General features: G+C 32.1%; 28 protein-coding genes and 4 pseudogenes. 10 read left to right on the top strand and 22 right to left on the bottom strand.

Annotated elements, in window-relative coordinates; genetic code table 11:
• Nucleotides 1-13: 13 nt before the first annotated feature.
• From PLX19_RS06400 to PLX19_RS06380, 5 genes and pseudogenes are all read right to left on the bottom strand, one after another.
• A complete protein-coding gene (locus PLX19_RS06400; protein ID WP_272187668.1) occupies nucleotides 14-709 on the bottom strand; it encodes a phosphopantothenoylcysteine decarboxylase domain-containing protein in 696 nt (231 codons plus the stop codon).
• Between the two features lie 12 nt (nucleotides 710-721).
• The gene (locus PLX19_RS06395; protein WP_272187667.1) at nucleotides 722-1,546 is read right to left on the bottom strand and encodes an aminoglycoside N(3)-acetyltransferase; all 825 of its coding nucleotides are present in this window, start codon (nucleotides 1,544-1,546) and stop codon (nucleotides 722-724) included.
• A 156-nt stretch (nucleotides 1,547-1,702) separates the two neighbouring features.
• Nucleotides 1,703-1,909: pseudogene (locus PLX19_RS06390) on the bottom strand (multidrug resistance efflux transporter family protein); the annotation flags it as partial.
• A gap of 370 nt (nucleotides 1,910-2,279) precedes the next feature.
• A complete protein-coding gene (locus PLX19_RS06385) occupies nucleotides 2,280-3,680 on the bottom strand; it encodes a protoporphyrinogen oxidase (protein ID WP_272187666.1) in 1,401 nt (466 codons plus the stop codon).
• A 305-nt stretch (nucleotides 3,681-3,985) separates the two neighbouring features.
• A pseudogene (locus PLX19_RS06380) lies at nucleotides 3,986-4,333 on the bottom strand (multidrug resistance efflux transporter family protein); the annotation flags it as partial.
• Between the two features lie 16 nt (nucleotides 4,334-4,349).
• On the opposite strand from PLX19_RS06380, the gene PLX19_RS06375 reads away from it, so the two are divergent.
• Entirely contained in the window at nucleotides 4,350-4,676 is a 327-nt protein-coding gene (locus PLX19_RS06375; RefSeq protein WP_272187665.1) for a hypothetical protein, read from the top strand.
• 12 nt (nucleotides 4,677-4,688) lie between these two features.
• On the top strand, nucleotides 4,689-4,937 hold the full coding sequence (locus PLX19_RS06370) for a hypothetical protein (protein ID WP_272187664.1): 249 nt from the start codon (nucleotides 4,689-4,691) through the stop codon (nucleotides 4,935-4,937).
• Between the two features lie 245 nt (nucleotides 4,938-5,182).
• On the opposite strand, the gene PLX19_RS06365 is transcribed toward PLX19_RS06370, so the two are convergent.
• From PLX19_RS06365 to PLX19_RS06310, 12 genes are all read right to left on the bottom strand, one after another.
• On the bottom strand, nucleotides 5,183-5,527 hold the full coding sequence (locus PLX19_RS06365) for an exosporium protein C (protein WP_272187663.1): 345 nt from the start codon (nucleotides 5,525-5,527) through the stop codon (nucleotides 5,183-5,185).
• A 56-nt stretch (nucleotides 5,528-5,583) separates the two neighbouring features.
• Entirely contained in the window at nucleotides 5,584-6,084 is a 501-nt protein-coding gene (locus PLX19_RS06360; protein ID WP_272187662.1) for a GNAT family N-acetyltransferase, read from the bottom strand.
• Between the two features lie 122 nt (nucleotides 6,085-6,206).
• Nucleotides 6,207-7,175, bottom strand: a complete 969-nt coding sequence (locus tag PLX19_RS06355; protein WP_272187661.1) for an NAD-dependent epimerase/dehydratase family protein — start codon at nucleotides 7,173-7,175, stop codon at nucleotides 6,207-6,209.
• Nucleotides 7,176-7,326: 151 nt separating this feature from the next.
• The gene (locus PLX19_RS06350; protein ID WP_272187660.1) at nucleotides 7,327-8,091 is read right to left on the bottom strand and encodes a VOC family protein; all 765 of its coding nucleotides are present in this window, start codon (nucleotides 8,089-8,091) and stop codon (nucleotides 7,327-7,329) included.
• Between the two features lie 291 nt (nucleotides 8,092-8,382).
• Complete coding sequence (locus PLX19_RS06345) at nucleotides 8,383-8,553, bottom strand: hypothetical protein (protein ID WP_272187659.1); 171 nt, start codon at nucleotides 8,551-8,553, stop codon at nucleotides 8,383-8,385.
• Complete coding sequence (locus PLX19_RS06340) at nucleotides 8,534-9,103, bottom strand: GNAT family N-acetyltransferase (RefSeq protein WP_272187658.1); 570 nt, start codon at nucleotides 9,101-9,103, stop codon at nucleotides 8,534-8,536. Before PLX19_RS06340 ends, PLX19_RS06345 begins: the two co-directional genes overlap by 20 nt.
• Nucleotides 9,104-9,107: 4 nt before the next feature.
• A complete protein-coding gene (locus PLX19_RS06335) occupies nucleotides 9,108-9,776 on the bottom strand; it encodes a serine hydrolase (protein WP_272187657.1) in 669 nt (222 codons plus the stop codon).
• Nucleotides 9,776-10,486, bottom strand: coding sequence for a nucleotidyltransferase domain-containing protein (locus PLX19_RS06330; protein WP_272187656.1), 711 nt, complete (start codon nucleotides 10,484-10,486; stop codon nucleotides 9,776-9,778). The genes PLX19_RS06335 and PLX19_RS06330 overlap by 1 nt, the downstream gene beginning before the upstream one ends.
• A gap of 236 nt (nucleotides 10,487-10,722) precedes the next feature.
• Complete coding sequence (locus PLX19_RS06325; protein WP_272187655.1) at nucleotides 10,723-11,739, bottom strand: HAMP domain-containing sensor histidine kinase; 1,017 nt, start codon at nucleotides 11,737-11,739, stop codon at nucleotides 10,723-10,725.
• Nucleotides 11,736-12,407, bottom strand: coding sequence for a response regulator transcription factor (locus PLX19_RS06320; RefSeq protein ID WP_272187654.1), 672 nt, complete (start codon nucleotides 12,405-12,407; stop codon nucleotides 11,736-11,738). The genes PLX19_RS06325 and PLX19_RS06320 overlap by 4 nt, the downstream gene beginning before the upstream one ends.
• Before the next feature lie 11 nt (nucleotides 12,408-12,418).
• Nucleotides 12,419-13,402, bottom strand: a complete 984-nt coding sequence (locus PLX19_RS06315) for an alpha/beta fold hydrolase (protein WP_272187653.1) — start codon at nucleotides 13,400-13,402, stop codon at nucleotides 12,419-12,421.
• 147 nt (nucleotides 13,403-13,549) lie between these two features.
• Nucleotides 13,550-14,407 carry a hypothetical protein gene (locus PLX19_RS06310; protein ID WP_272187652.1) on the bottom strand — a complete coding sequence of 286 codons (858 nt, stop codon included), beginning with the start codon at nucleotides 14,405-14,407 and terminating at the stop codon, nucleotides 13,550-13,552.
• A 292-nt stretch (nucleotides 14,408-14,699) separates the two neighbouring features.
• On the opposite strand from PLX19_RS06310, the gene PLX19_RS06305 reads away from it, so the two are divergent.
• A complete protein-coding gene (locus PLX19_RS06305; RefSeq protein ID WP_272187651.1) occupies nucleotides 14,700-15,527 on the top strand; it encodes a peptidoglycan-N-acetylglucosamine deacetylase in 828 nt (275 codons plus the stop codon).
• A gap of 52 nt (nucleotides 15,528-15,579) precedes the next feature.
• Here PLX19_RS06305 and PLX19_RS06300 read toward each other — a convergent pair whose 3' ends face one another.
• The 4 genes from PLX19_RS06300 to PLX19_RS06285 form a co-directional block, all read right to left on the bottom strand.
• Nucleotides 15,580-15,816: a hypothetical protein gene (locus PLX19_RS06300; RefSeq protein ID WP_272187650.1), complete on the bottom strand. Its 237-nt coding sequence runs from the start codon at nucleotides 15,814-15,816 to the stop codon at nucleotides 15,580-15,582.
• A 16-nt stretch (nucleotides 15,817-15,832) separates the two neighbouring features.
• A complete protein-coding gene (locus PLX19_RS06295) occupies nucleotides 15,833-16,033 on the bottom strand; it encodes a sigma factor (RefSeq protein WP_272187649.1) in 201 nt (66 codons plus the stop codon).
• Nucleotides 16,034-16,060: 27 nt separating this feature from the next.
• Nucleotides 16,061-17,242 (bottom strand): NAD(P)/FAD-dependent oxidoreductase, encoded by a 1,182-nt coding sequence (locus PLX19_RS06290; RefSeq protein WP_272187648.1) that lies wholly within the window; start codon nucleotides 17,240-17,242, stop codon nucleotides 16,061-16,063.
• A gap of 116 nt (nucleotides 17,243-17,358) precedes the next feature.
• On the bottom strand, nucleotides 17,359-18,987 hold the full coding sequence (locus PLX19_RS06285; RefSeq protein WP_272187647.1) for an ABC-F family ATP-binding cassette domain-containing protein: 1,629 nt from the start codon (nucleotides 18,985-18,987) through the stop codon (nucleotides 17,359-17,361).
• Nucleotides 18,988-19,537: 550 nt separating this feature from the next.
• Here PLX19_RS06285 and PLX19_RS06280 point away from each other — a divergent pair.
• From PLX19_RS06280 to PLX19_RS06250, 7 genes and pseudogenes are all read left to right on the top strand, one after another.
• Nucleotides 19,538-19,840: a contact-dependent growth inhibition system immunity protein gene (locus tag PLX19_RS06280; RefSeq protein WP_272187646.1), complete on the top strand. Its 303-nt coding sequence runs from the start codon at nucleotides 19,538-19,540 to the stop codon at nucleotides 19,838-19,840.
• Between the two features lie 203 nt (nucleotides 19,841-20,043).
• Nucleotides 20,044-20,382 carry a hypothetical protein gene (locus tag PLX19_RS06275; protein WP_272187645.1) on the top strand — a complete coding sequence of 113 codons (339 nt, stop codon included), beginning with the start codon at nucleotides 20,044-20,046 and terminating at the stop codon, nucleotides 20,380-20,382.
• Between the two features lie 175 nt (nucleotides 20,383-20,557).
• Entirely contained in the window at nucleotides 20,558-20,854 is a 297-nt protein-coding gene (locus PLX19_RS06270; protein ID WP_272187926.1) for a hypothetical protein, read from the top strand.
• A gap of 282 nt (nucleotides 20,855-21,136) precedes the next feature.
• The gene (locus PLX19_RS06265) at nucleotides 21,137-21,406 is read left to right on the top strand and encodes a hypothetical protein (protein ID WP_272187644.1); all 270 of its coding nucleotides are present in this window, start codon (nucleotides 21,137-21,139) and stop codon (nucleotides 21,404-21,406) included.
• A 155-nt stretch (nucleotides 21,407-21,561) separates the two neighbouring features.
• Nucleotides 21,562-21,936, top strand: coding sequence for a hypothetical protein (locus tag PLX19_RS06260; RefSeq protein WP_272187643.1), 375 nt, complete (start codon nucleotides 21,562-21,564; stop codon nucleotides 21,934-21,936).
• A gap of 35 nt (nucleotides 21,937-21,971) precedes the next feature.
• Nucleotides 21,972-22,166: pseudogene (locus PLX19_RS06255) on the top strand (SMI1/KNR4 family protein); the annotation flags it as partial.
• A gap of 146 nt (nucleotides 22,167-22,312) precedes the next feature.
• A pseudogene (locus tag PLX19_RS06250) lies at nucleotides 22,313-22,480 on the top strand (imm11 family protein); the annotation flags it as partial.
• A gap of 88 nt (nucleotides 22,481-22,568) precedes the next feature.
• Here PLX19_RS06250 and PLX19_RS06245 read toward each other — a convergent pair.
• A complete protein-coding gene (locus PLX19_RS06245) occupies nucleotides 22,569-23,135 on the bottom strand; it encodes a hypothetical protein (protein WP_272187642.1) in 567 nt (188 codons plus the stop codon).
• Nucleotides 23,136-23,241 lie beyond the last annotated feature (106 nt).

Raw genomic sequence — 23,241 nt, 5'->3', positions numbered from 1 at the left:
TTCTTAACACTCATTAATGAATAACAACTTGTTCTTTTTCAGAATCAATCATCGCAAGTTTACTGATAAGACTTCTAGCTGTATTTGCTTTTCCCGGACACACTTGAACTTCACCATCTCTAGTAATAATATAGTGATTTGTTTCAAAGGTGTATAGTGCGTTAGAAGCATTCGCAACCATAAAATCTGCTTGTGCACCTTCCATTCTGATTTGTGCTCTCGTTATTAACTCTTGTTGACTTATACCGCTCTCTAATTTAAATCCGACTAACATAACACCCGGATCCCATTGTTTAATTTGTGCTAATACTTTTGGAGCTTTCTTAAAATGAATAATTGGCGGTATATCGCTTGATAACTTCCCTAGCTTATCCATAACATTTCCTTCTTGATCAACAATTTTATCAACAACCCAATCCGATCCAGCTGCCGCCATAATTACAATATCTACTTTTTCCCTTGTAATAATTTGCTTCATTTTATCTTGTAAATCGATAATTCCTTCAAAACAATGAGAAGAAAGGTTATTAGCCTCTTCAGGTTTTTCTGCAAAGTAACCATGTAAATATATAACAGAAGCCCCGGCCTTCAATGCTTCTTCAGCAAGAAACCTTCCCATTCTTCCAGTCGATAAATTCGTATGCCCACGTACTTCATCCCATTTTTCTAAACAGCCGCCACTTGTTATCAGTACTTTTTTCCCCTTCATGTTCTCCATCCTTTAGTTACATATTTGCTTCGTTTGCTTTTGTGTTAAAAACCATTCCGTTCCAAAGTCAACCGCTTCTCGTTGCTTCATTAATTTACATGATGCGTTCCCTATTTTCCCAAATATAACTGATCCGGTTTCATCATATGCTTTTCCTAATGACTCAAAATCATCAGAATCATAGTCAAATTCCTCATACTCTTTCCATACACGAACTCCATTCTCAATAATCGGTGCTCCAACTTGAACTTTTTCTCGATATTGCGAACGAACTTCAGATAAATGAAGTGATGTATTTGAATCATGATCTACTCCTATTAATAATATATATCCATCTAAATCATACATTTTCCCCAAAGGTGACTGTTCTCCAAAACTAGGAGCAAGGTTGTGTCCATCAATCATTTGTTTTGCATGTTTCCCCCATGCTGCAAAGCTATGTAACGGATGATTACTTCTTTTTGTATTCGGATATGTACGAAAACACTCCACCACTTTCCCCATACTTCGTGTTGGTGTTGTTTCTGGATGAAACGGTGGTTCATTGTCTCGAATAATTTTCCACCAACTTTCTGGAACAGGTGGCATTTGCCAATTTTTTGGATCAGATAGATCACTCGTTTGAGTCGGCATCATAATTGTTCCTTCTTCTGTAACTACTTCCATTAAAGCCTCTACTACCGCCAAAGCCCCTCCGCTTATCCAACCAATCGAACTAAGTGAAGAGTGTACAATAACATTCATTCCTTCTGTAACACCTAATTCTCGTAAATCACTTGCAAGTGTATGAATTGTGCTTGGCACTTTTGTTTTAGCAATTATATCGTTTATTTTCATAACAAATCCCCTATACCTTTTAATGAAATTTCTTTTATCTTCCATTTATATATTATCATATTTTTCTTAATTTTTAATCTAGAAAAGGAGCTACCTTTTATCATTCATAATTTCTCCCTTGAAAAACAAAAAAGATGATTCTAAAAGATCATCCTCTCATGCTGATATTTCCTCCTCTTTTTTCTCCATAACCGCCGCAAAACTATGTAAAATCATTCCTGCGATAACAAGGCTCATTCCAATCTAAGACAAGGTTGATGGAAACGGTGCTGATAATAATATTAATTCGTGACATAGCGCGAATAATATTTCACCAGATTGCGTCGCTTCAACTGTTGCTAATTTTTGTGGATCATCTTTTACATTAATAGACTTATTAAGTAAACTTGAAAGAACCCACTTATATACAATTTTTAAAAAACGACATAAAACCTCCTTTCTTTTCAGGGGACGATAGCATTTGACCACGTATAGAAATAGGTAGGCCCTGTTTCCATTAAAACAAAAGGAAAAAGTGAGTGTAGGTCATGTTACATTTTGCATTACTGCGGCTTATATATCGAAAAATTAAAATGGGTTTATATAGGTACAACAACGTACGAAATCCTCCTCTTATACTAGAGGAGGATTTTATCAAAAATATAAAGTGAAACCTTAATCAGTGGGGTTCTTCATCCCCCACTGATTATTAGCCCTCACCACTCGGGCTTTTACGGGCAGTTTATCTCCCGCATTACTCCGAGCAATTATGTAATGCTTTCATAATCTTATCTGCCGTATTCTTTCCATTCCCTATGCAAGCCCCAATGCCTACACCATAATATGAAGCGCCAGCTAAGTAAACATTTGGAAAAGCAGCTGACAATTTCTCATTCAAAGATTGAACTGCCTGATTATGTTCTAAATGATAATTTGGCATTAAGTCTTTCCAGTTTGTAACTTCAACAATCTGCGGTTCACCCTGAATTCCAAGACTTTTTTTAATATCAGATAAAGCAAATTGAATGAATTCTTCTTTACTATTATTTTTAATCTTTTCATACTCTGGATTTGAACTTTTATAAAACATTCTTACTAATAAGTTTTGTTTATTTGATGTATGCTTCCATTTCCTGCTTGTCCATGTACATGCATCACAATATAAATTACCATTTTCTAAAACAATAAAGCCTGTCCCATCTGCCGGTAATTGATTATCAGGTATTTCAAATCCTAAATAAATACTAATAAGAGATGAATTTTTGAATTTATTGAAATCACTGTTTAATTCGGCAGAATTTAATACTGCTTGTGCAATATCGTGAGGAGCAGCTAAAACAATATAATCCGCTTTTAGTTTCTCTCGATTCGAAAAAGAAACTTCATACCCATTACCGACTCTACTTACATTCGTCGTTGTTACTCCTTTTCGTATTTCCGTCTCAGTCAACACCTCTTCTAACCGATTAACAATCGTAGAAAGTCCTCCTTTGAACGATAAAAACTTTTTATTTCCAGCTGCCTGGAATTGTTTTTTGTTCACTTCAAACCCTTTAATAATACTGCCGTATTTATTTTTATAATCAAGTAAATATGGTAATGTAGATGCCATTGTAAGTTCATTTAATTTACCAGAATATACCCCTGAAAGGACAGGAGAAATTTGCTTCTCAACTAATTCTTTTCCTAAAAAGCTTTCTAAAAATAAAGCAAGCGATGTATCTTTCGTAAAGCCTTTGTTTTTAGTAATAAAATCTTTCAGTGCAATAATTTTCCCTTTCGTTGAGACTAACGTACTGTTAAACAATGACTCTACACTTGTAGGGATTCCAAATACTGTATCAGCGGGAATAGGATGTAACGTATTCTCTGAATAAATGTAAGAAATCCCAGTTTCGTTAAATATCATATCATCTTCTAGATTGAGTTCTTTTACAAGAGGCATCACATTTTCATTTCGAGCAACAATTGAATCTGCTCCTGTTTCCATAATAAAATCATTTTCTTTTACACTGTGAATTTTTCCGCCTAAATATTCCTCTTTTTCTACAAGGATCAATTTTAAATCTATATTGTAATCCTTTTTAAATTTTTCTAAGTAAAACATAGTAGAGAGTCCCGTAATACCTCCACCTACTACAACAACTGTTTTCATATCTACTGAGCTCCTAACCGATACTATAAATTGATAAATTTCTTTATTATTATACCCAAAAATTAGCTTTCTCGACTAGCAGCTTACACAGTCTGCAAAAAGATTGAAATTTCCTTAGCGTACGCTAAGGAAAATTTTATAAAGAAAAGGCCGATTTCCCTATATATTAAGGGCATCGGCTTTTGTTCATATTCTTTTACCCAATCAATTTTTGACATAAAACTTATAGTAATACATTCTCAAAAAGTAATAAAATTGCCTATACTAAATTGAACAGGTTTCATATATACATTTTAAAGCATCATTTAGGCACTAACATTTTGGTTATGTACCACTTCACCCTTATGGGAAACATACCTATGCGCTATCATTCCTAACATTATTACAAACATACCACACCAAGATAAAATAGAAGGAAATGAAGACTGTAATAAAACTAATTGTCCAATAACAGCAAACAGTACTTCCATAGATTGTGTTACTTCCACGGTAGCTAGTTTTTGCATATCTCCTCTAACCATATCAGTTGCTTTAAAAAATAAAATAGTTGCAATTACACCCGAACAAATAGCAACTAAAATAGATTGCATAGTTTGTTCTTTACTAGGAACTCCTGTTGTAAAAAGACCGTACAAGGATAGTAAAAAACCAGACTCCCAACTTAAAGAAGTGCTTGATGTAACTGACAATTATACTTTAAATAATAAAGTATATACTACTCATATTTTAGAAAAGCATGGAAGTAATAGCAATAATCGAGCTTATGCAAACAAATCAAAATTTAACTCTAACTTTGATATTAGGGCAGGAATAGATAGTACATTAAAGGGAATTGGTGTGTTAGTTAAGCCTAATACTTCTGGAAGAGAAGGATATATATTCGAACAAACTTTCAGACAACCTATCGGTATTAAAACTAACGGAAGGCCTATTAACACTTTGAAAGTAGTTATTGAGAAGAAGGGAAATGTAATAACTGCGTTTCCTGAAAATTAGGAGGAGTATAATATGGGGTTAGACTTTTACGTTGGAAAAAATATGAATAGTATTTATTTTAAATCAAAATGTGTTGAATTCAATGATGAACTTCAAATCCATTTATATCATATTAGAAATAAAGTTTCTTTTGATATGCAGCCTTTATATGGAATGGATCCTTATAACAATACAATTTTTGATGAAGATGAGATAAAAACTATAATTGCAACTTGTGTTAATCTATTAGATAGTAAAATACGCTATCATTTTTTTAACTGACTTTATTAAAAGCGATTATGAAGATAAAGAAAAAAATAACTACATTCAGCGTTGTGCAGATGGAATACATTTCGAAAGTTTAGACATAACACCTATAGAATGGTTACAGCAGACCCTTGCAATACTAAAAGAAGCTATAAAAAGTAAAGAATAAATTTTCTTATCATCTCATTCAAAAAAGGACGGGAAAAGAAATCCCCCTCCTAAACACTGTAAAGATGCCTTCCATTTGTACTCATTATATATTAATCGTCACAATCATGCTCGCGTGCGATAGCTAAAGCGCTAAAAGAAATTGGCCCAACAACTTCTGCTGTTGTATTTTGAGTAATATTTTCAGCAGTTACACGATACGTATGAGAACCAGCTTTTACATTCGTGTCTATCGCTTGAAATGTTACGATATAAAATTGTTCTGAGTCATTAGATTCTATTCCTTGTTGAGCCACAAAAATTTCTTGATCATCGCGAAAAATTCTAAACACAACTTGAGCAATTCCAGTAATCTCTTTTATACCAACTGTAAAAATCAGTTCCATATGATTTTCTTTTTCCTGTTTTTTCGGGATACGAACATGTAGTTCTACCAATTTAACTCTTTTCGGAAAATGGATTTATATAATCCAACATTACGTAGTTTCACTTCTTACAAAAATAATACCATAAATTCTTCATCCCGATATACTTCACCCATTTTCAATGCCTTTTTTTCTACACCATACGATTCAAACCCAATTGATTGATATAATTTTTTTGCTGCAATATTATCTGAAACGACTGATAAGCTAATTTGTTCGATAGTTAACCCCTTTGCTTTTTTCACGACTTCATCTATTAAGTTACGTGCATATCCTCTTCCTCTACTTTGAGCACTTACATACATTCCAACAATATGCCCCTTATGACGTAGTGCTGCTCTTGATTCGGTTAATAGTGTTACAACCCCTATTAACTTATTATTCTCATCAAAAGCACCAAATGTAGAGCTATGTTCCCCTTGTAAATTTCTTATAACTTCTTGAATTGGCTCTTCTTTCTTGATTGCTTCTTCATATGTAGTAACATATGCTTCTGGATTTTTTTGCAATGCTTCTAAGCGTAAATCCCAATATTCTTCTGCATCCACTTCCGTTAACATTCTAATCATCCGGCTACATCCTTTCTTACATAAAAATATAAATCTGCCTTTAGACAGGTTCTACAAAATTAGACTTTTTCCTTTATATTTATAAAATGATATTTAATTTACATAACATCATTATGTTTTTATTACTTCTGTAATGAAAACATACGAAGTACCTCATCAACTTTATTCATAGTTGCATCACTTAACTGAACATTTTCAGTTTGATAAAAATGATACGCCTTTTGTAGACCGGCCTGTAAATCAAGTTGTGGGACATATAAATGATGTGCACTTAATTTTTCAATATTCATTCTGTAAGTAACATTTCGAAACGGAAAATAATTTCGTGTTGAAATGGCAAGATTTAATATTGTTTCATCTACTTCTATAGTATGTGCTTCTATTCCAACTATTTTACTTGCTGTATCAACGAGTGTCTTCCATGTAATATCTTCTGGATACGACAAATTATAAGCTTGTCCAATAGATTGTTCTGATCCTATTACACTTTCCATCACTCGAACGACATCATCAATATGCACAAATTGCACTGGACCCACATGTTTTGGAATAGGAATAGCAAGTTTTTTTGTCAAGCGATCAAATATGTACGCCTCTCTATACAGATTATTGCCTTCTCCATAAATATACGAAGGTCTAAAAATTGTAATTGGAAATCCTTCTTGTTTATGTAAGGAAAATAAATAATCTTCTGCTTCATTTTTATCGAGTCCATATTGTCTCCAATTGTAATTTTCTGCTCGCTCAAAATCTTCAAATAACACTTGAGTAGAAGGGGCATATACTGCTCCTGAACTACACAGTACATATCGCTTTAATTTACTTCTATCTATATTATCAAGCAATGTTTTTACATGATTTTTATGATAAGCTGTAATATCAAAAATGTAGTCATACTGTTTATCTGAAATGTTTTTCTTTATGTCTAAGGGAACATTTCGATCTCCTCTAAGATGTGTACGTACTCCCTTATACGCAATGTCACGTGTTCCTCTAGTGAAAATATCTACTTCATATCCTTTAAAAATGAAAAACTTTGCTAACGCTTCACTGACAAACTGCGTACCACCCATTACTAATATTTGAGCCATCTATGTATCACCCATTTTCTAAAGAATCTATTTACACTATAAGTTTATAACTCTAACCCATTTGTAACAAATCTTTATTAGTTGAAATATAGCAATTCTTATTTTTCTCTGCATATAAAGCAGCTTCCTTCATTTTAAATTCCCCCTTAGTTTACAAAGATAATGGTAAATGCAATTGTTTCGGAATAGCGTGTAAAAACTCTGGTACATGTTTCAACGTAATAGTATAAGAATGCTTCTTAAAATATAATGTATGGTCTTTACTGTTTACATTTTGTATAAACTCTAAATCTGGTGTTCCAAAAGTAATATTCATTGTTGGCATTAATGCTCTCATATCAATTGGAATCCACGGCCTTCCTTCTTTCACAACAACAGCATGTGCAGTTCCTCCAATTACAAAATTGAATATATCTTGATCATGCATCGTCTTCATTTGTAATGTATGTTTTAGCCATTTTCGAAACATAGGAACAGACGGAACTGGAAATCCGACTTCCCGAACATACATAACTTGCAAAGGACCATTTCTTTGTAAAACGTCTTCTTGTACATATTCGTGTGAAATAATCTCAAGAATATTTCCATCACTGTCTTTAAAATATACGGCTTTACTTACCTTAGAATGATGTGTAACTTTTTCTCCTTGTTTATCTTTTAAAATTTGGACACCCGATTGTGTGAGCCACAATGCGATTTCATCAAACAAAGAGTACGGTACTTGAAAAGCAAAATGAGTCGGTGCAATTGGTTCTAATATTTCTTTGAAGCTAATGGTTGTAAAAGGAGTAACTTGAAATTGAATGTACGTTTCTGTTTGCTTTGCAATCGAAAATTGCAGAATATCAGCATATACTTGTTTTACGCCTTCAATAGATAATGTTTGTAATTCTATATCTGCAAAATGTGTAATCATATAGCATCCCTCACAATGTTTATTTACTTCTAGTGTATAAGATATACTAAGTAAAAAAATCCACTTAAAGAGGGATAATATATATGCTACTTTTGTAGTATAGGCATATTTACTGATAGACCTTCTCTTCTGTTACAATCTCCCTCAAACCAGTAGCTGTACTTGTCTCATACTTTTCTCCTTTTTCCTAAAAAGCACCTATTTTCTTTCCAACTTCTTCATCAAATCTATATATTTTCAATACGCTTCTTTCTTTTTTTATGTATAATAAGGCGACCATCTTGCTCTAAATTACGCATAACTTGTTCCACTATCTAAATGAATATGAACTGCATTCCTCTCATCTACCTTGAAAAATGCTGGCTTCTTTTCAAAGAAAAAATAGTCTTCACTAGGAACAAATATATCCTGCCATCTATTTATTACTTCATCAGATATTTTATTATTTTTGATAAAATGCATTTTTATCACTCCGCAAAATTTCAAAAAACTCTTCTCTTAACATACTAAAACGATAACGATCGATAAACTCTCCTTGTCTCAGTCGATCTTTTCTCATTAATCCTTCACATACAAATCCAGCTCTTTCATAACTTTTCATCGCCTTCGTATTATCTGCATCTACTCGAAGCCAAATTTTTTCTAAATCGAACTCTTCAAAGCCAATTTCCAGCATTTCGTATAGAGCAACCATTCCGTATCCTTTTCCCCAATATCGTTTATCACCAATGGCAATTCCGAGCTCTGCATTTTTATTTGTTCTATCGAAATTTTTCAAATCTATCCAACCAATATGTACACCATCTTCGGAACAAATTGCTCTTTGTTCATAACCATTTGTTCGATTGATACACATTTCAATCCATCCTCTTGTATCTTCCCGTGTAAATGGTGGATATTGCTCTGGAACAACTAAATGCTTCGTTACTTCTTTATCTAAAGACCATTCATAACGATCTTCTATATCATTTAGTGACAGTTCTCTTAATTGAATTTTCGGTAAATTAAACATATAATCATTCCCCCTTTTTATATGTTTGTACAATTAGTTCTCCTATATTTTTCAGCACTTGCTCTAATTGATACCATTCTGTATTTTCATCGATTGCTTGGACAAAACCAACACAAAATAGCACTCGATCTTCTAAATATAAATAACCTGCATCATTACAAACTGTTTCAAGCCCACCAGTCATATGTAGCCATTCATGTTCATCATTAGAGAATCGAAAACCATCTGGATCTTCTTGTTCTTTTAAAGATTCGAAAACAAGCATATTCTCTTTTTCGTACTGATATAAGAATTTCATGAATTGAAATATACTAACGGGTGTTCCACAATTTTTAGTTATACTCATATTATCCTTATTAACGAGTATATCGAGTTCCATATGCTGTAATTCACTATTAATCTTTCTTATATCAATTCTTTCTAAAATAGAATCGTATGCTTTTCTCGAATGTTTACTAATAACTTCTTTAATTGTTATAGGTGCTATATGCTTACTTTTCTGAAAAGCAATGCTCCCAACAATCCATTTTGCCAAACTTGCTAAAGGGAAATTTTTATTTTCATTTATACATAGCGTTTCCTTTGTTTTCGTGTCATATAAATACAATCCTATTTCTACAGTAGAAGGAATGAATTGTTGTACATCCTTTATTAAAAGTTTATTAAGCCTCATTACTTCTCAACCTTCCCAATACAAAACCCCTCAAAAAGTCGGCCTCCGTACATATCTAAAATACCATTCACAAATGTAATAACTTGCTCCTTCTCCCCTGTTTTATAAAACTTTTCAAACACAGTTACAAACTCTGCAGCAACCTGTTCATCAAATTTTTTTAAAGTTTTCATAAACCACTTTGATTGTCCTGTCCAACAATTATTCATTCGTAATACAAACTCATGAACAAGATCCGCAAGATGATTTGCGATAAACAATTCATCTTCTCGTTTTGCTGCGCCAATAAAGTCGTCTAATACATCTGTAATGAAATAACGCTTTTGTTGTATCATTTCTTTTGTCCAAGGTTCAGGTCCTTTTTCTAATAGTTGCTGCGCTTCTTTCTTTATAGCCGGTATGATGTCTTTTATATCTTTTAACACAATTCCTTCTACAACGAGCTGTGGTAATGAGGGACGGCCACGTTTACAATCGCTCGCAAAAAAGTCTTTATAAGACGTAAAGTTATGTACAAACACTTCAACAGGCCATCCGTTAGCTCTGAAAGATTCACGATATGCTGAAGAAAGCGTACTATCAAAAATGATAATGTCCAAATCAGAAGTTTTCGTTCCTTCTCCCCTAGCAATACTTCCTCCTAAAAGAGCCGCGTCACAATTTGAAAATTGAATTGCAAGAATTTGTTTAGCTGCCTCTACTGGTTCCATATGTATCTCTCCTATTCGTTTATTATTTATATATTCTTTACTACCTATTACCACTCATGATATATTCGACATTATTTTTGTTTTTCCTATATTAAAATATAATACGGTATGTGAAATTTATAAATAATCTTTATATAGTTTTATTGAAAAAATCAGACCCGCATATTTCACACAAATTAAAAAGAATCGATGTTGATCAAAAAGTGATCCATATCGATTCTTTTTAATTTTGTATTTTATGAAAAGTTCGGTTTATATATTTTTTCAATGGTAGTAAAATAAAATATAGTTCCCTCTTTATTTGACTGTACAGTATATTTGATATTGAGCAGTCTGCATATATCCTCAACTATTTTCAATCCAAGTCCCGTACTTTCACCATTCATATCAAAACCAATTCCATTATCTCCAATCGAGACAACACTATTTTCAATCGTTACCACAAGTTTTTTCGCTTTTGAATGTTGTAACGTATTCTGAAAAATGTTATCAAACAACCTTTGAAGCCATAAATCGTTACTGGTCCATATTAAATCTTTATTACCTGAATTATATACTAATTCGATGTCGTGCATGCTATACAGATAACTCCACTTTTTAACCATTATTTCTAGTAAATCATGTATATTCACATCATCATTTACAATATAAGAATTCTCTAACGTCTCTGTGGATTGTAATTTAAATTCATTGGTTAATTCAGCAATATACTGTATTTGTTGATATAACGATTCTAGTACTTGTGTTTGGCCAGGATATTGATCTTCTAAATAAAATAATTGTAATCTCATTGCTGTTAAAGGCGTATTAATATCATGTCTTAGTTTATTTAAAAGTTCCTTTTTCATTTCCTCTTGCTGTTTAAGCTCTAATTCTCGATATGTAGTTCTTTCAATTAATAAATTTACTGATCTAATTAATTCCCCTACTTCATCATCACTTTTCACATCTAATTTATTCGGGAGCTTTTTATCGCTAGCTAAATGCCGAATCGTTGTATTTAATATATTTATTTTATTTAATAGCGAATTAATGGATTTCGAGAATAAAACGGCTAACAATAATAGTGATACAAAAAAGATAACTAGCATTGTAGGATATGCAAATGATTCATGAAAAGGAATGTGTTTGTTCTTCGCTTTAAATACACCATCATAGATTACTGACATTAGGACACTAATCAATAGCAATAACAATGGTACGCTACTAATAGCGGTAAATAATAATATCTGGTATTTCTTCTTTAATTTCATTTCTTCATATAGGTATTTAATCGATACCCTTCTCCATATATATTTTGAATAATTTCCCCGTTTGTATCATTAATTTTTGTTCTAATTTTTTTTATATGTACATTCACGATATTTGGATTCCGGTCTTCAAGTTGCCATAAGTAATCAAAAAAATGTTCTTTCGTTAAAATCCTATCCTTATTTTCATATAAATAAAAGAATATTTTACGTTCAATCGCGGTAAATACAACTTCATTATGCAAGCTATTTTTGAAAACCTTTTTATGTTCTGCATCAATATATACATGTTTGATTTGTGTAAAAGTACCATATTGATTATCTAGCATTTTCTGTATCCTTAATAACAACTCTCGAGGATCAAAAGGCTTTATCATATAATCTTCCCCGATTGTCAACCCTTGGAGTTTGCTATCTATATCACTTCGAGCGGATAGAAAAATAACTGGAATATTTAATCCAAGATTTTTTATTTTCTTTGTAATTTGATAGCCATCTTCACCAGGCAACATAATATCCATTATGACTAAATCTATCTCACGGATAATTTCATTAATATTTCCCCCTTCTTTCTTCCAACATACATTGTACCCTTCGCGGTGCAAAATTTTTTGCAATAAATCACCTATCATCAAATCATCTTCAACTATTAAAATATGATATCCCTTCATTATGCAAACCTTCATTTCACTTTTTTGTTGATAAATTCTTTAGAAAACTTATATATTTCATCAGCCTGATATAAATAAATGCTGTGCGTCCCCCTCAATTTTATAACATCCGCTATTTCAAGTTGTTCTGCAAATTCTTTATAATCTTTATAATGTTGTATTGTATATTTCGAGTTCTTATATTGATCAGCAATTGCATCTAAAAATAATATAGGTGTTTCTTTTGGTATCGGAAGGTTAATGGATTTTTTACTATTTTCGTAAGAATGTAAGAGCTCTTGTTTCATATCATCATTAAAAAACTGTTTATACGATATTGCTTTATAAATTTCTTTTTCTTGTTTAGTTAAAAAAGATTGTCGAATCACTTCAGGATTATAAGTAGTAGAAGGTAGAAGCCGATGAATACCCATTTTTGTTAAGAGATTTATTCCTCTTATTTTTAATGTTGACTTATCCACTTCGCTTTTATATTTCACATACTGCTGAGGTAAACCAATATCTAACGCAATAATCCCCTTAATTTCCTTAGGATATTTTTGTGCCCAATAAATAGCCTCTATTCCCGATATTGAATGCGGAACTAAAATATAAGGTGGTTTATTTCCACTTTTAATAAGCACTTCTCTCGTTTGATCTAATATTTTATCAATATCCCTTCCATCGTTAAAAACATCACTGTTCCCATAACCCGCTCTTTCTACTACAGCAATCTTATTTTCTTTTGAAAACTTACTATATACTCCTTTCATTTCATAAACAGGAGAAGCAATCCCAGAACCAGACATAAATACATATGTATCATCACCGCTACCTTCATTATATACATTCATTTTTTTGTTATTAATATTAACTAACGTTCCCTTACTTTTAATTAATGCTGCTTCCTTACTTAATTGGTAGTTATGGTATATACATGCAGATACTGATACAAGTAAAATAACCGCAATGAACCCAACAAATATATTTTTTAATACTTTAAACAATTTTCTCATAGAATTCTCCTTTCAAGCTATATTGAAAGGATACGAGATAAAAATAAATTTCTAATAAATTTTTCTTTATTATATTATTCGACATATACTGCGGTGCAAAATAAAACATGACCTATATTCATTGTCGGCTTTTCACCTTGTATTAAACTACAAACATTTTTCAGGATCGATATCAATAAACTTCCATTGTCCTTGACTATTCTTTTTATATTGTGCGGCCAAAATATCTGTATTATTTGTTAGTTGAAAAAATATAAAGCGATATTTGTTCCCATCAATTCCAATCACATCAATCTGTTTCGTATAACCTTCTTGCTTTGTTGGAAGTCTTTCTTTCACAAGTTTACACCAATTTCCGAACTTCGTATCAACGACCATCTCTGCGCTATGTTGCCAAAAGTGATAAGCTGCACATAAGAAATCCTCACCGTATAGTTCAATATCATCAATTTTGTAAAAATTTCCTTCCTTTTCAATATAAATATAACCGTAATAATAAGCGAAATAAGTAATCCCTTTAGCCGAACCTTCAATTGTTTCAATTTCAAAGAAATAATGACTTGCCTTCGGATGTTTTTTATCTCGATGTAACGGTGCCAGTTTTATTAAATTGATATGTCCAATTCCTTCGAACGAACGGAAATAGCTCTTATAGGACACTCGTTCTTGGTATTGACTTGTAAAAAAATTATAAGCAATTGGATACGGTATTTGGGACAGTCCAACAGTCCCGCACCCTCCTTTTTTATTTTTGGTTAGATTTTCAGCTTCTCGTAAAACACTGAAATAATGAATGATTGTATTTTCTGGTGAATTCATAAGCGACGGAGGAAGAATGATTTGACTGTATTTTTTATCAATGAAGGGATCAAAAAACTGATAGTTGAAACGATTATTTAGAACGGGGAAGCATGACGGACGAAAGTATTTTTCTATATTTCCTTCTCTTTCATCACTTTGCCCGTTTCCTTCTTTATATTTTTGTTTTTGAAAAATAGCTCCCATAAAAATTTCACATGTATTAAAGTTTTTCCTTTGTATAAATCGTTGAAAAAAAGAGAATTTCTTATCCTTAAAATGAAAGACTTTCATAATTCCACTCCATCCCAAAAGCATATGTCTTTAATATGTATGAATTCATTACACAATTAATAAACAAAATTCAAAAAATCTTGCATCCTTTTCACAAATCCCTTCTTTACTTGTAAATATATTTTTTTACAGTACTATACATAAAATTCTTAATATAATAGAATGAAATAGAATGGGATTATTAGAAATAGAAAGAAGGACATTTATGCGTAACAAATCATCTCTCGTAACTTTATTTAAAAGAACTCTTATTATGTGTGTAGGAATTTCATGCATATACGGAGCATCAATCGGATCAAATCACATTGTAAAAGCTAGTACAGAAGATTCTTCACAACCTGTTCAACTAGTTAGTGAAATACAAACTGCACTAGCTCCAAAAGAAGCACCTCAACAATACAATGGCCAAGTTAGAAAAGTAGCTTATCTTACTTTTGACGATGGACCAGGAAAATACACTGCTCAATTATTAGATACATTAAAACAAAATGATGCGAAAGCTACTTTTTTCCTTATTGGCTCTAACGTTAAAGAATATCCAGATTTAGTAAAACGAGAATTAGCAGAAGGTCACTATGTCGGCATGCATAGTATGTCACATGACTACGCGAAGCTATACAAGCAAGGCGGTTATGTGAATGAAATGAAAGAAGATCAAAAATTAATTTCTAATATTATTGGACGAGATCCAAAATTAACACGTCCACCATATGGTTCCATGCCAGGACTGAATGAAGCATTACGAAATCAAGTCTCTGAAAATGGTTTGCGAGTATGGGACTGGACTATTGATTCTTTAGATTGGAAATATAATAAAATGCCAGTCGATGCTGCTTCTACTAAAATTGTAGAAAATGTAATTGCAGGTGCAAAAACTAACAGAGAAGTAATTCTGCTACATGATATTCACCCACAATCTGTTTCTGCCGTATCTGCTATTATTAAAGGGTTAAAAGAAAAAGGCTATGAGTTTGAAAGTTATAATGAAAATGAACATTTCGAATTAAACTTTTGGCATGATAAACGAATTTAACATGAATAAAAGGGCTGATTCTTATAAGAATCAGCCCTTTTCTAACGCATTTTTAATCCGCTAGATCTATATTAATATGGAAATGTTTTAACTTTTCGGGATTTAAAATAGTATAAATAGATTTAATTTTAACCCCTTCAAATTTAAAACTCATTACAGCCTGTATTCCAGTGCGATTTCTGATTACAACTCCAGGACAGCCATTCACCTCTGTTTGCATTATTGAGTATTCTTCTTGATTCGTAAGAAATTTAGTTACCAAAGCAATAAGAAGTTGTTGTACACGCACTGCACCATAAAATGGCTTAGTTGCAGCGGTTCGTAACCAATTTACACAGAAATGCTTTTATATTTGAGCTGTGCTTCATTTCATATTCATTCAACTTTATAAACACATCTTGAATAATATCTTCTGCATCAGCAGCACTACCTGTCATTTTATAAGCAAGTGAGAAAAGAAGAAGTTTATAATTGATATATAGTTGACTTAGTTCAGCGTTTTCCATAGAAAAAATCCTCGCTTTCTATTTCCGTTAGACAAGTAAACTAGCTTGATCCCATGTTTTTTCGCGAATACGAGCACCAATTTTCCCTGATAAAATAAAGTCCATTCCCCATTTTTGAACCCAAACAAAGCCGTTATTAGGTCCAAGACTAATACAATATAATTTTACAGGGTACGCTTTGTGAGTAACAGAGTTAGAAATTCCATATATCTCATTCTTTAAAATTTTACCTAATCTCGTCGCCTGTGGAATCGCTTCTTTACACGTCATTCCATCTACTTGATTCGTTTTTTGGTCAACAACCCTTGCACAGTCTCCGATTGCATATATATGTGAATATCCTTTTATACTGTACGTATCAGTAACTAATATTTGGTTCTCATTCGACAACGGAAGCTGAAATGTTTGAATGATAGGATTCACTTTCACACCTGGTGTCCAAACACACTCTCCTGCTGCATATATTGTTCCATTTGTACAAAGCAACTGACCATTTTCAAATTTCTTCACTCTTGTTTTAGGGATGCATTTTATTCCGATCTTTTTAAGTTCATATGTTAATCGTTCACTTACTTTTACCGGAACCCCGCGTAATAAATGTTCTTTTGAATCAAACAAAATAACTTCTACCTCATCTGGATTAAGCCCTACTTTTTGGACTTCTTTTTTAAACCAAACACATATTTCTGCAGATGTCTCAATGCCAGTAATCCCACCGCCAACAATAGCGATGCGCAATAGTTCCCGTCTAGCATCTTTGTTTTCTTCTGTTTTTGCTAATTGAATTAAAGAAAGCAATTTTTGTCTTACGTCTACGGCAGTCTTCACACTACTTAATGTTGTCCCGCCTAACGTACTAGGAATTTCTTGAATGACACTCCCTAGAGCTAATACAAGATAATCATATTGCACTGTTCTTATTCCTTCATCTTCCAATTTTATTTCTATTTCTTTTTCAAAGTGATTACAAGCTATCGCTTCTCCTTTAACAAATTCCACTCCATCTGTACAATACCTTTTCAATGGAACTTTCAAATCCGCATCTTCAACAACTGACTTAAACAATAAAACCTTCCGAAAATGAAACGAATTTTTATCCACTAACGTAATCTTGACTTCTCTTCCTATTAAATGACCCAACTCTTTCTTTAATCCATTTAACAAATTAATTCCAGCAAATCCTCCGCCTAAAATAACAATATGTTTCATCTTAATTCCCCCTTTAGCCTTAAAACGATTTGATCCATATACTTGTGACAAATTAAAAGGAGAAATTTTAAAAATGAAACAAAAAAACATCCCCTTATTGTAGGGGATGTTACTATTTATTTTGCTTCTTTATACATAGCTTCTACTTGCTTCTGAAGCTCTTCGTTCTCTAAATACTCATCATATGTCGATTGTTTATCAACTAAACCGTTCGGTGTTACTTCAATAATACGATTTGCGATTGTTTCAACAAACTGATGGTCATGAGATGTAAATAAAATCGTTCCTTTAAATGCCATTAAACCGTTGTTTAATGCTGTAATAGACTCAAGGTCTAAATGGTTTGTTGGGTCGTCGAATGTTAATACGTTTGCACCACTTAACATCATTTTAGAAAGCATACAACGTACTTTTTCTCCTCCAGAAAGAACAGAAACATTTTTCTTTACTTCTTCACCGGAGAATAGCATACGACCTAAAAATCCGCGTAAGAAGCTTTCAGACTCATCTTGCGGTGAGAATTGGCGTAACCATTCAATTAAGTTCATCTCACTATTATCGAAGTACTCAGAGTTATCTCTTGGGAAGTACGCTTGGGATGTTGTAACGCCCCATTTAAATGAACCGCTATCCGGCTCCATTTCACCTGCTAAAATTTTAAATAAAGTCGTAATTGCAATTTCATTACGTCCAACGAATGCAATTTTATCGCCTTTATTAACAGTGAAGTACACGTTATCTAGTACTTTCTCACCATCGATTGTTTTAGAAAGACCTTCCACTGATAATAAATCATTCCCTACTTCACGCTCTGGTGTAAAGCCAACGAACGGATAACGACGAGAAGACGGTTTAATATCGTCTAATGTAATTTTATCTAATAATTTCTTACGTGAAGTTGCTTGCTTCGCTTTTGAAGCGTTCGAGCTGAAACGCGCAATAAAGTTTTGTAACTCTTTTACTTTCTCTTCTTTTTTCTTATTTGCATCTTGTGTTAATTTTAATGCTAATTGACTAGATTCATACCAGAAATCATAGTTACCAACATAAAGTTGAATTTTACCAAAGTCAAGATCCGCCATGTGCGTACATACTCTGTTTAAGAAGTGACGGTCATGGGATACAACGATAACTGTGTTTTCGAAGTTCATCAAGAAGTTTTCTAACCATTGAATTGCTTTTAAGTCTAAATGGTTCGTAGGCTCATCCAGTAATAAAATATCTGGTTGACCAAATAGCGCTTGAGCAAGTAATACTTTTACTTTCTCTGCCCCTGTTAACTCAGACATTTTTTTCGCATGAAGGTCTTCACCTATGCCTAGTCCTTTTAAAAGAATTGCAGCTTCTGATTCTGCTTCCCAACCGTTTAGCTCAGCAAATTCACCTTCTAGCTCAGCTGCGCGCATACCGTCTTCATCGCTGAAATCTTCCTTCATGTAAATCGCATTCTTCTCTTGCATTACTGCATAAAGACGCGTGTGCCCCATAATAACTGTTTCTAAAACTGGGAATTCTTCATATTCAAAGTGGTTCTGTTTTAAAACAGCTAATCGCTCACCTGGTGTAATATGAATATCTCCTGTTGATGGATCAATTTCACCAGATAAAATTTTTAAGAATGTAGATTTACCAGCACCGTTTGCTCCGATTAAACCGTAACAGTTACCTGGTGTAAATTTTATGTTAACATCATCAAAAAGTTTACGATCTGCAAAACGTAAACTCACGTTACTTACTGTAATCATTTAGTTCCTCCTAGTAATACCGCTGCTTTCAGCGTTTTCTCACGCGTTAAATAAAAAAGACAGATTACGATTCGCGTATTTTAAACTGTATCCACATTATACCGTAGTAAATATAGGAAAGACAATAGATATGTTAAACGCTTAAGTTTACTGAATTATTAGCGGATTATTTACGACAAAAATTACATATCTATTTTTAGATTAATAGCTTATTCCCTTTATATTTTCGAACATATTAAAACTCTATCGAAATAACTATTATCATTATCCAAACTGTAACTCTCGTCCCCTAACCATTTCAATACTTTCCCTCCATTTCCTTAGATAACACTCAAATTATTTACGTTTAAAATTAACAAAAAGGACAGATGCCCCATGTAAGATAACCCATTTATTGTATATATTACATTACGATTTAGACAGCCATTATACAAATACATAGGAAAAAATTATAACGTAAGAAACACAACAAAAATACTGCGCTCTCCATTTAGGTATTTATATATTTATCCTCTCGGCTTATAATTTCAACTGGGGACGGAGGGGAATTATGTTACTTAAAAACAATCTCGAAGATGAAGAGGTATTTCAATTTTTAGGGAGTAATTTTCACCAAGATACTTTCTATGAAGAAGCACTCCAAGAATTACTAGAAGAGGCACCCAAAGAGTATTTAGAAGATGCTATTATTTTTCTAACTGAATTTATTCAAAGTAATTATAGTGATAAAGAAAAAAATGAGTACATACAGTATTCTACAGATGGAATATATTTTGAAGGATTAGAAATAACACCATTGGAATGGCTCGAACAAACAGTTAAAACGGTAAAACACGCATTAAAAAATACTTAGTAACAATCGACCGCCCATAATAGGGGGGCTTTTTACATTTACCTCACGGCTACAAACAATACGGAGTATATGAAGCAAAGATTAAAGTAGATGGAGTGGTACAACTTCTAACAGTATGAAGATTAGGTTATTTATTGACTCAAACAGAAGAATAATTTCAGTATATCCAATTTATTGATTGATATAAGAAGTGAAGTTAGTTTATGAAATATGAATATAAAATTTATATATGTCCTTTAAATATCTTAAGAATTGAACTTCCAAAAGAAATTTCTTTAGTTTCAGATTTGTTAGAAGATGATATCCATAGTGAGCATGGTCTACAATATCTTAATAGAGTATTAAATGGCGAAGTTAACCATATTGAAATAGGTGGAAATAGCTGCGATCTGAAAATACGAACAGATTATACTAAAATTGTTCATCGTTATTATGAAGAAGAAGAGAATACTTGCGAGATTGAAACAATTGAATTAAAGAGCTTGATGCTGGTATGGTTAGCAGAGTATGAAATTTACTTACAAAACCGTGATTCCAACTAATATTTGGAGAAATTCCCCTTAACGTTTGATATACTTAGCATAAGGAGTAATACTATGGAGTTATGAAAAACTGCGGAACAACTTATTTGCGGAAGATGTAAGAAGTTAACGCTCATTGAATGAAAATAATGAATTGTTGCTATGTTATTAATCGTAAAGCAGGTGATTTTTGATGATGATTTTTGATAATGTAAATACAATAGGTGCCCTTGCTTTTCTATTTCTTATGATTTATCTTGCAACCGATCCTAGAGACGTAAGCTTGCTAACAATTCCGTCTTACTTCGGCGGAATGCTAGTTACTAACTGGCTTGCTGAAAATGGGTACCAAGATACATATATTTATACGATTTGGATTGTTGTCTACTCCATTATAATGATTTACCTTATCATCGCTTCAATTCGTCTAGGCATAAATAATGTAAAATATATTAAAGAAAAACTAAGAAAGCATAGAACTTTAAGGAAATAACACAAAAAGAAGCCGTCCTCAAGGGCGGTTTTATTGTTACGTTTATACTAGCGCTCCCTCTAAATTCGATATCATATCATCTAATACTCCCTCTTTCAAACTTAAAAAAGCTACTTGCTCATCTTTCGTCATACCACGAAACTCATGAATACCGTTTTAGTAACCAAGGCGCGTTATATACGATGTTTCGGTAACGTTTCTGCGATATCTCATCCGGTATCATTTCGAGCATTTCTTCGAGACTAGTAATCAAAAAAATGGCATGTTGATGGAAACGAAATAATGTTTGATAAAAAAGGCATGAAACATGTTTTAGACAGACATCATCCAGATCATTGGGATGGTTCAGTAAAAAAAGAACAATCATTTTTAAACAAAGATTTGTCAATATCTGATATACAAAATATAGCAGGAGACGTTATCAGGCAGAATAGAGATATGATTATTTCCAAAGGAACAAAAGGTATGTATCAAATTGAGGGAAAAGTAGATGGAATAACGTTTATTGTTGGATTTAAAAATGGCAGAGTAGCACAATTATATCCTAAATAAAAATCCGAGGTGATGTTAATATAATTAGTGTAAAATCATATATAAAAAATGATACAATAATAACTTCATTAGATAATATTGAAAGCGATTTTCTTGAATATTTCATACATTTTGACGATGCGAAATGTTTAGAACTAATTATTGATTTTGATTATATGGAAGGTGCAATAATAATAAACTATTACGGAAATACTATTTTAGGATTTAAAGAGTGGGATATGATTGATCAGTTGTGGTCATATTTCATAAATGCAATTGAAGAATTGCTTGAAAATCAAAACGATGTAAGGTTTTATTTTCCAGACCAACCTTTAGAGGTAAAAATGCAGTTTATTTCGCAAGAGCAAATTTTATTGTCTATTGCAGGAGAAAAAACATGTTTTAATAAAGATGAATTATTTTTAGCTGTATTAAAAGAAGCTGAAAACTTTTTTGATATATTGAAAGACTGTCCTGATGAATATCTTGTAGAACAGAGTAATAATGAATTGAAAAGAATTGAAAAATTATTAAATAAATTGAACATTTAAATGCGAACATATTATTAAATATAATGTTTACTCTTGAAACTAACCCTAATATAGATGATGAAGACTCATTAGTATTTTTTGAAATCACGAAAATCAGCTTTTTAACAATTAAATTTAAAGAAGAAAATGAATTAGGTCAGTGTCCAATCTACTCTAGTTCTGCAAAAATAGCGGATTCTTTAAAGGAATTTTTAATGAAAACGGATGAAAATCCTGACTATTTTATTTAATAAAACAATTAATAAAAATTCGAAATTCAGAGTTGGATGTCTATATTTTTACTTCCCCTAAAATTATTGAATGGTGAATTAAGATTAAATAAACCGAAAAAAGAGTAATCTTATTTATACTAGAAAAATAGCAAAGGAGAGTAAAAATGAAAATTTGGGAATTGAGAAGTTCGTTTGATGACTATGAATCCTTTCAACTATTGAATTATCAAGAAGATAAAAAATATTTTAAAGGAAAGTTCAACTCAACAACAGTTTTACTAGATTCATGGGGAGAAATATTTATTGAATGTATAGAAGAAGGTAATCAAAGTTCTAGTTTCATCATGTTATAAACTAAAGAAAATCCGACTCAATCTAATATAAGTCAGATTTGTTGTTACTTGACACTCACATACACATCTAAAGCTTTAATTCTATTCCACCACTTGTTCTTGCCTCATTAAACTTAACAGTAAAACCGTTATTTTCATAAAACTTCTCTAATTTATCCAACTTTTCTATATCAACATTTGAAAGCATTCCGTTTAATTCACATGCTTTCATTTTTTTAGCCCATTTAATTATATACTTCATTAAAATAGAACCATTTCCAATATTCTCTTCTACTGCAAACACATCAACAATGTAACAGGTTATGATATAAGGGTTATAAAGATCTTTAACAAAGTTCACATATAACCTTGGATATGAATGGCTCAGATTCTTATTTCTTAATGATATAGTGATGCTCCCACTATCCATAGTAACACACACATAATATTTCATATTAGTCTTATTAATCTCAATACCATCAATTATATAACCTTGTTTCAGCATAGATTCAATAAATTTGCCATCTGCTTCAATTTCTGCCAAGCGTTCTAATTCCTTCATTAAAGAATGCTCTCTATCCTTTGTTTCATGGTACATTTCCTTTAGTACATAATGCTCCTTCTTTAACTTTTTGATATTTTTGAAAAAAAACATACAATTACCATCCTTAATAAGTTCTTATATGTGAAAGTATTTGGATCAATTATTTGTTGACCATATCTAGATTCTAATATTGCTCCTTCTACTAATTCATCATTCG

Source organism: Bacillus sp. BP-3, from assembly GCF_028401955.1.
Lineage (GTDB): Bacteria > Bacillota > Bacilli > Bacillales > Bacillaceae_G > Bacillus_A.
This window is presented reverse-complemented; position numbering and strand designations above follow the sequence as displayed.

Excerpts from the sequence above, each read along its gene's own strand:
- PLX19_RS06400 (WP_272187668.1), bottom strand. The coding sequence starts at position 709 with ATGAAGGGGAAAAAAGTACTGATAACAAGTGGCGGCTGTTTAGAAAAA.
- PLX19_RS06395 (WP_272187667.1), bottom strand. The coding sequence starts at position 1,546 with ATGAAAATAAACGATATAATTGCTAAAACAAAAGTGCCAAGCACAATT.
- PLX19_RS06385 (WP_272187666.1), bottom strand. The coding sequence starts at position 3,680 with ATGAAAACAGTTGTTGTAGTAGGTGGAGGTATTACGGGACTCTCTACT.
- PLX19_RS06370 (WP_272187664.1), top strand. The coding sequence starts at position 4,689 with ATGGGGTTAGACTTTTACGTTGGAAAAAATATGAATAGTATTTATTTT.
- PLX19_RS06360 (WP_272187662.1), bottom strand. The coding sequence starts at position 6,084 with ATGATTAGAATGTTAACGGAAGTGGATGCAGAAGAATATTGGGATTTA.
- PLX19_RS06355 (WP_272187661.1), bottom strand. The coding sequence starts at position 7,175 with ATGGCTCAAATATTAGTAATGGGTGGTACGCAGTTTGTCAGTGAAGCG.
- PLX19_RS06350 (WP_272187660.1), bottom strand. The coding sequence starts at position 8,091 with ATGATTACACATTTTGCAGATATAGAATTACAAACATTATCTATTGAA.
- PLX19_RS06345 (WP_272187659.1), bottom strand. The coding sequence starts at position 8,553 with ATGCATTTTATCAAAAATAATAAAATATCTGATGAAGTAATAAATAGA.
- PLX19_RS06340 (WP_272187658.1), bottom strand. The coding sequence starts at position 9,103 with ATGTTTAATTTACCGAAAATTCAATTAAGAGAACTGTCACTAAATGAT.
- PLX19_RS06335 (WP_272187657.1), bottom strand. The coding sequence starts at position 9,776 with ATGAGGCTTAATAAACTTTTAATAAAGGATGTACAACAATTCATTCCT.
- PLX19_RS06330 (WP_272187656.1), bottom strand. The coding sequence starts at position 10,486 with ATGGAACCAGTAGAGGCAGCTAAACAAATTCTTGCAATTCAATTTTCA.
- PLX19_RS06325 (WP_272187655.1), bottom strand. The coding sequence starts at position 11,739 with ATGAAATTAAAGAAGAAATACCAGATATTATTATTTACCGCTATTAGT.
- PLX19_RS06320 (WP_272187654.1), bottom strand. The coding sequence starts at position 12,407 with ATGAAGGGATATCATATTTTAATAGTTGAAGATGATTTGATGATAGGT.
- PLX19_RS06315 (WP_272187653.1), bottom strand. The coding sequence starts at position 13,402 with ATGAGAAAATTGTTTAAAGTATTAAAAAATATATTTGTTGGGTTCATT.
- PLX19_RS06310 (WP_272187652.1), bottom strand. The coding sequence starts at position 14,407 with ATGGGAGCTATTTTTCAAAAACAAAAATATAAAGAAGGAAACGGGCAA.
- PLX19_RS06305 (WP_272187651.1), top strand. The coding sequence starts at position 14,700 with ATGCGTAACAAATCATCTCTCGTAACTTTATTTAAAAGAACTCTTATT.
- PLX19_RS06295 (WP_272187649.1), bottom strand. The coding sequence starts at position 16,033 with ATGGAAAACGCTGAACTAAGTCAACTATATATCAATTATAAACTTCTT.
- PLX19_RS06290 (WP_272187648.1), bottom strand. The coding sequence starts at position 17,242 with ATGAAACATATTGTTATTTTAGGCGGAGGATTTGCTGGAATTAATTTG.
- PLX19_RS06285 (WP_272187647.1), bottom strand. The coding sequence starts at position 18,987 with ATGATTACAGTAAGTAACGTGAGTTTACGTTTTGCAGATCGTAAACTT.
- PLX19_RS06280 (WP_272187646.1), top strand. The coding sequence starts at position 19,538 with ATGTTACTTAAAAACAATCTCGAAGATGAAGAGGTATTTCAATTTTTA.
- PLX19_RS06275 (WP_272187645.1), top strand. The coding sequence starts at position 20,044 with ATGAAATATGAATATAAAATTTATATATGTCCTTTAAATATCTTAAGA.
- PLX19_RS06270 (WP_272187926.1), top strand. The coding sequence starts at position 20,558 with ATGATTTTTGATAATGTAAATACAATAGGTGCCCTTGCTTTTCTATTT.
- PLX19_RS06265 (WP_272187644.1), top strand. The coding sequence starts at position 21,137 with ATGTTTGATAAAAAAGGCATGAAACATGTTTTAGACAGACATCATCCA.
- PLX19_RS06260 (WP_272187643.1), top strand. The coding sequence starts at position 21,562 with ATGGAAGGTGCAATAATAATAAACTATTACGGAAATACTATTTTAGGA.
- PLX19_RS06245 (WP_272187642.1), bottom strand. The coding sequence starts at position 23,135 with ATGTTTTTTTTCAAAAATATCAAAAAGTTAAAGAAGGAGCATTATGTA.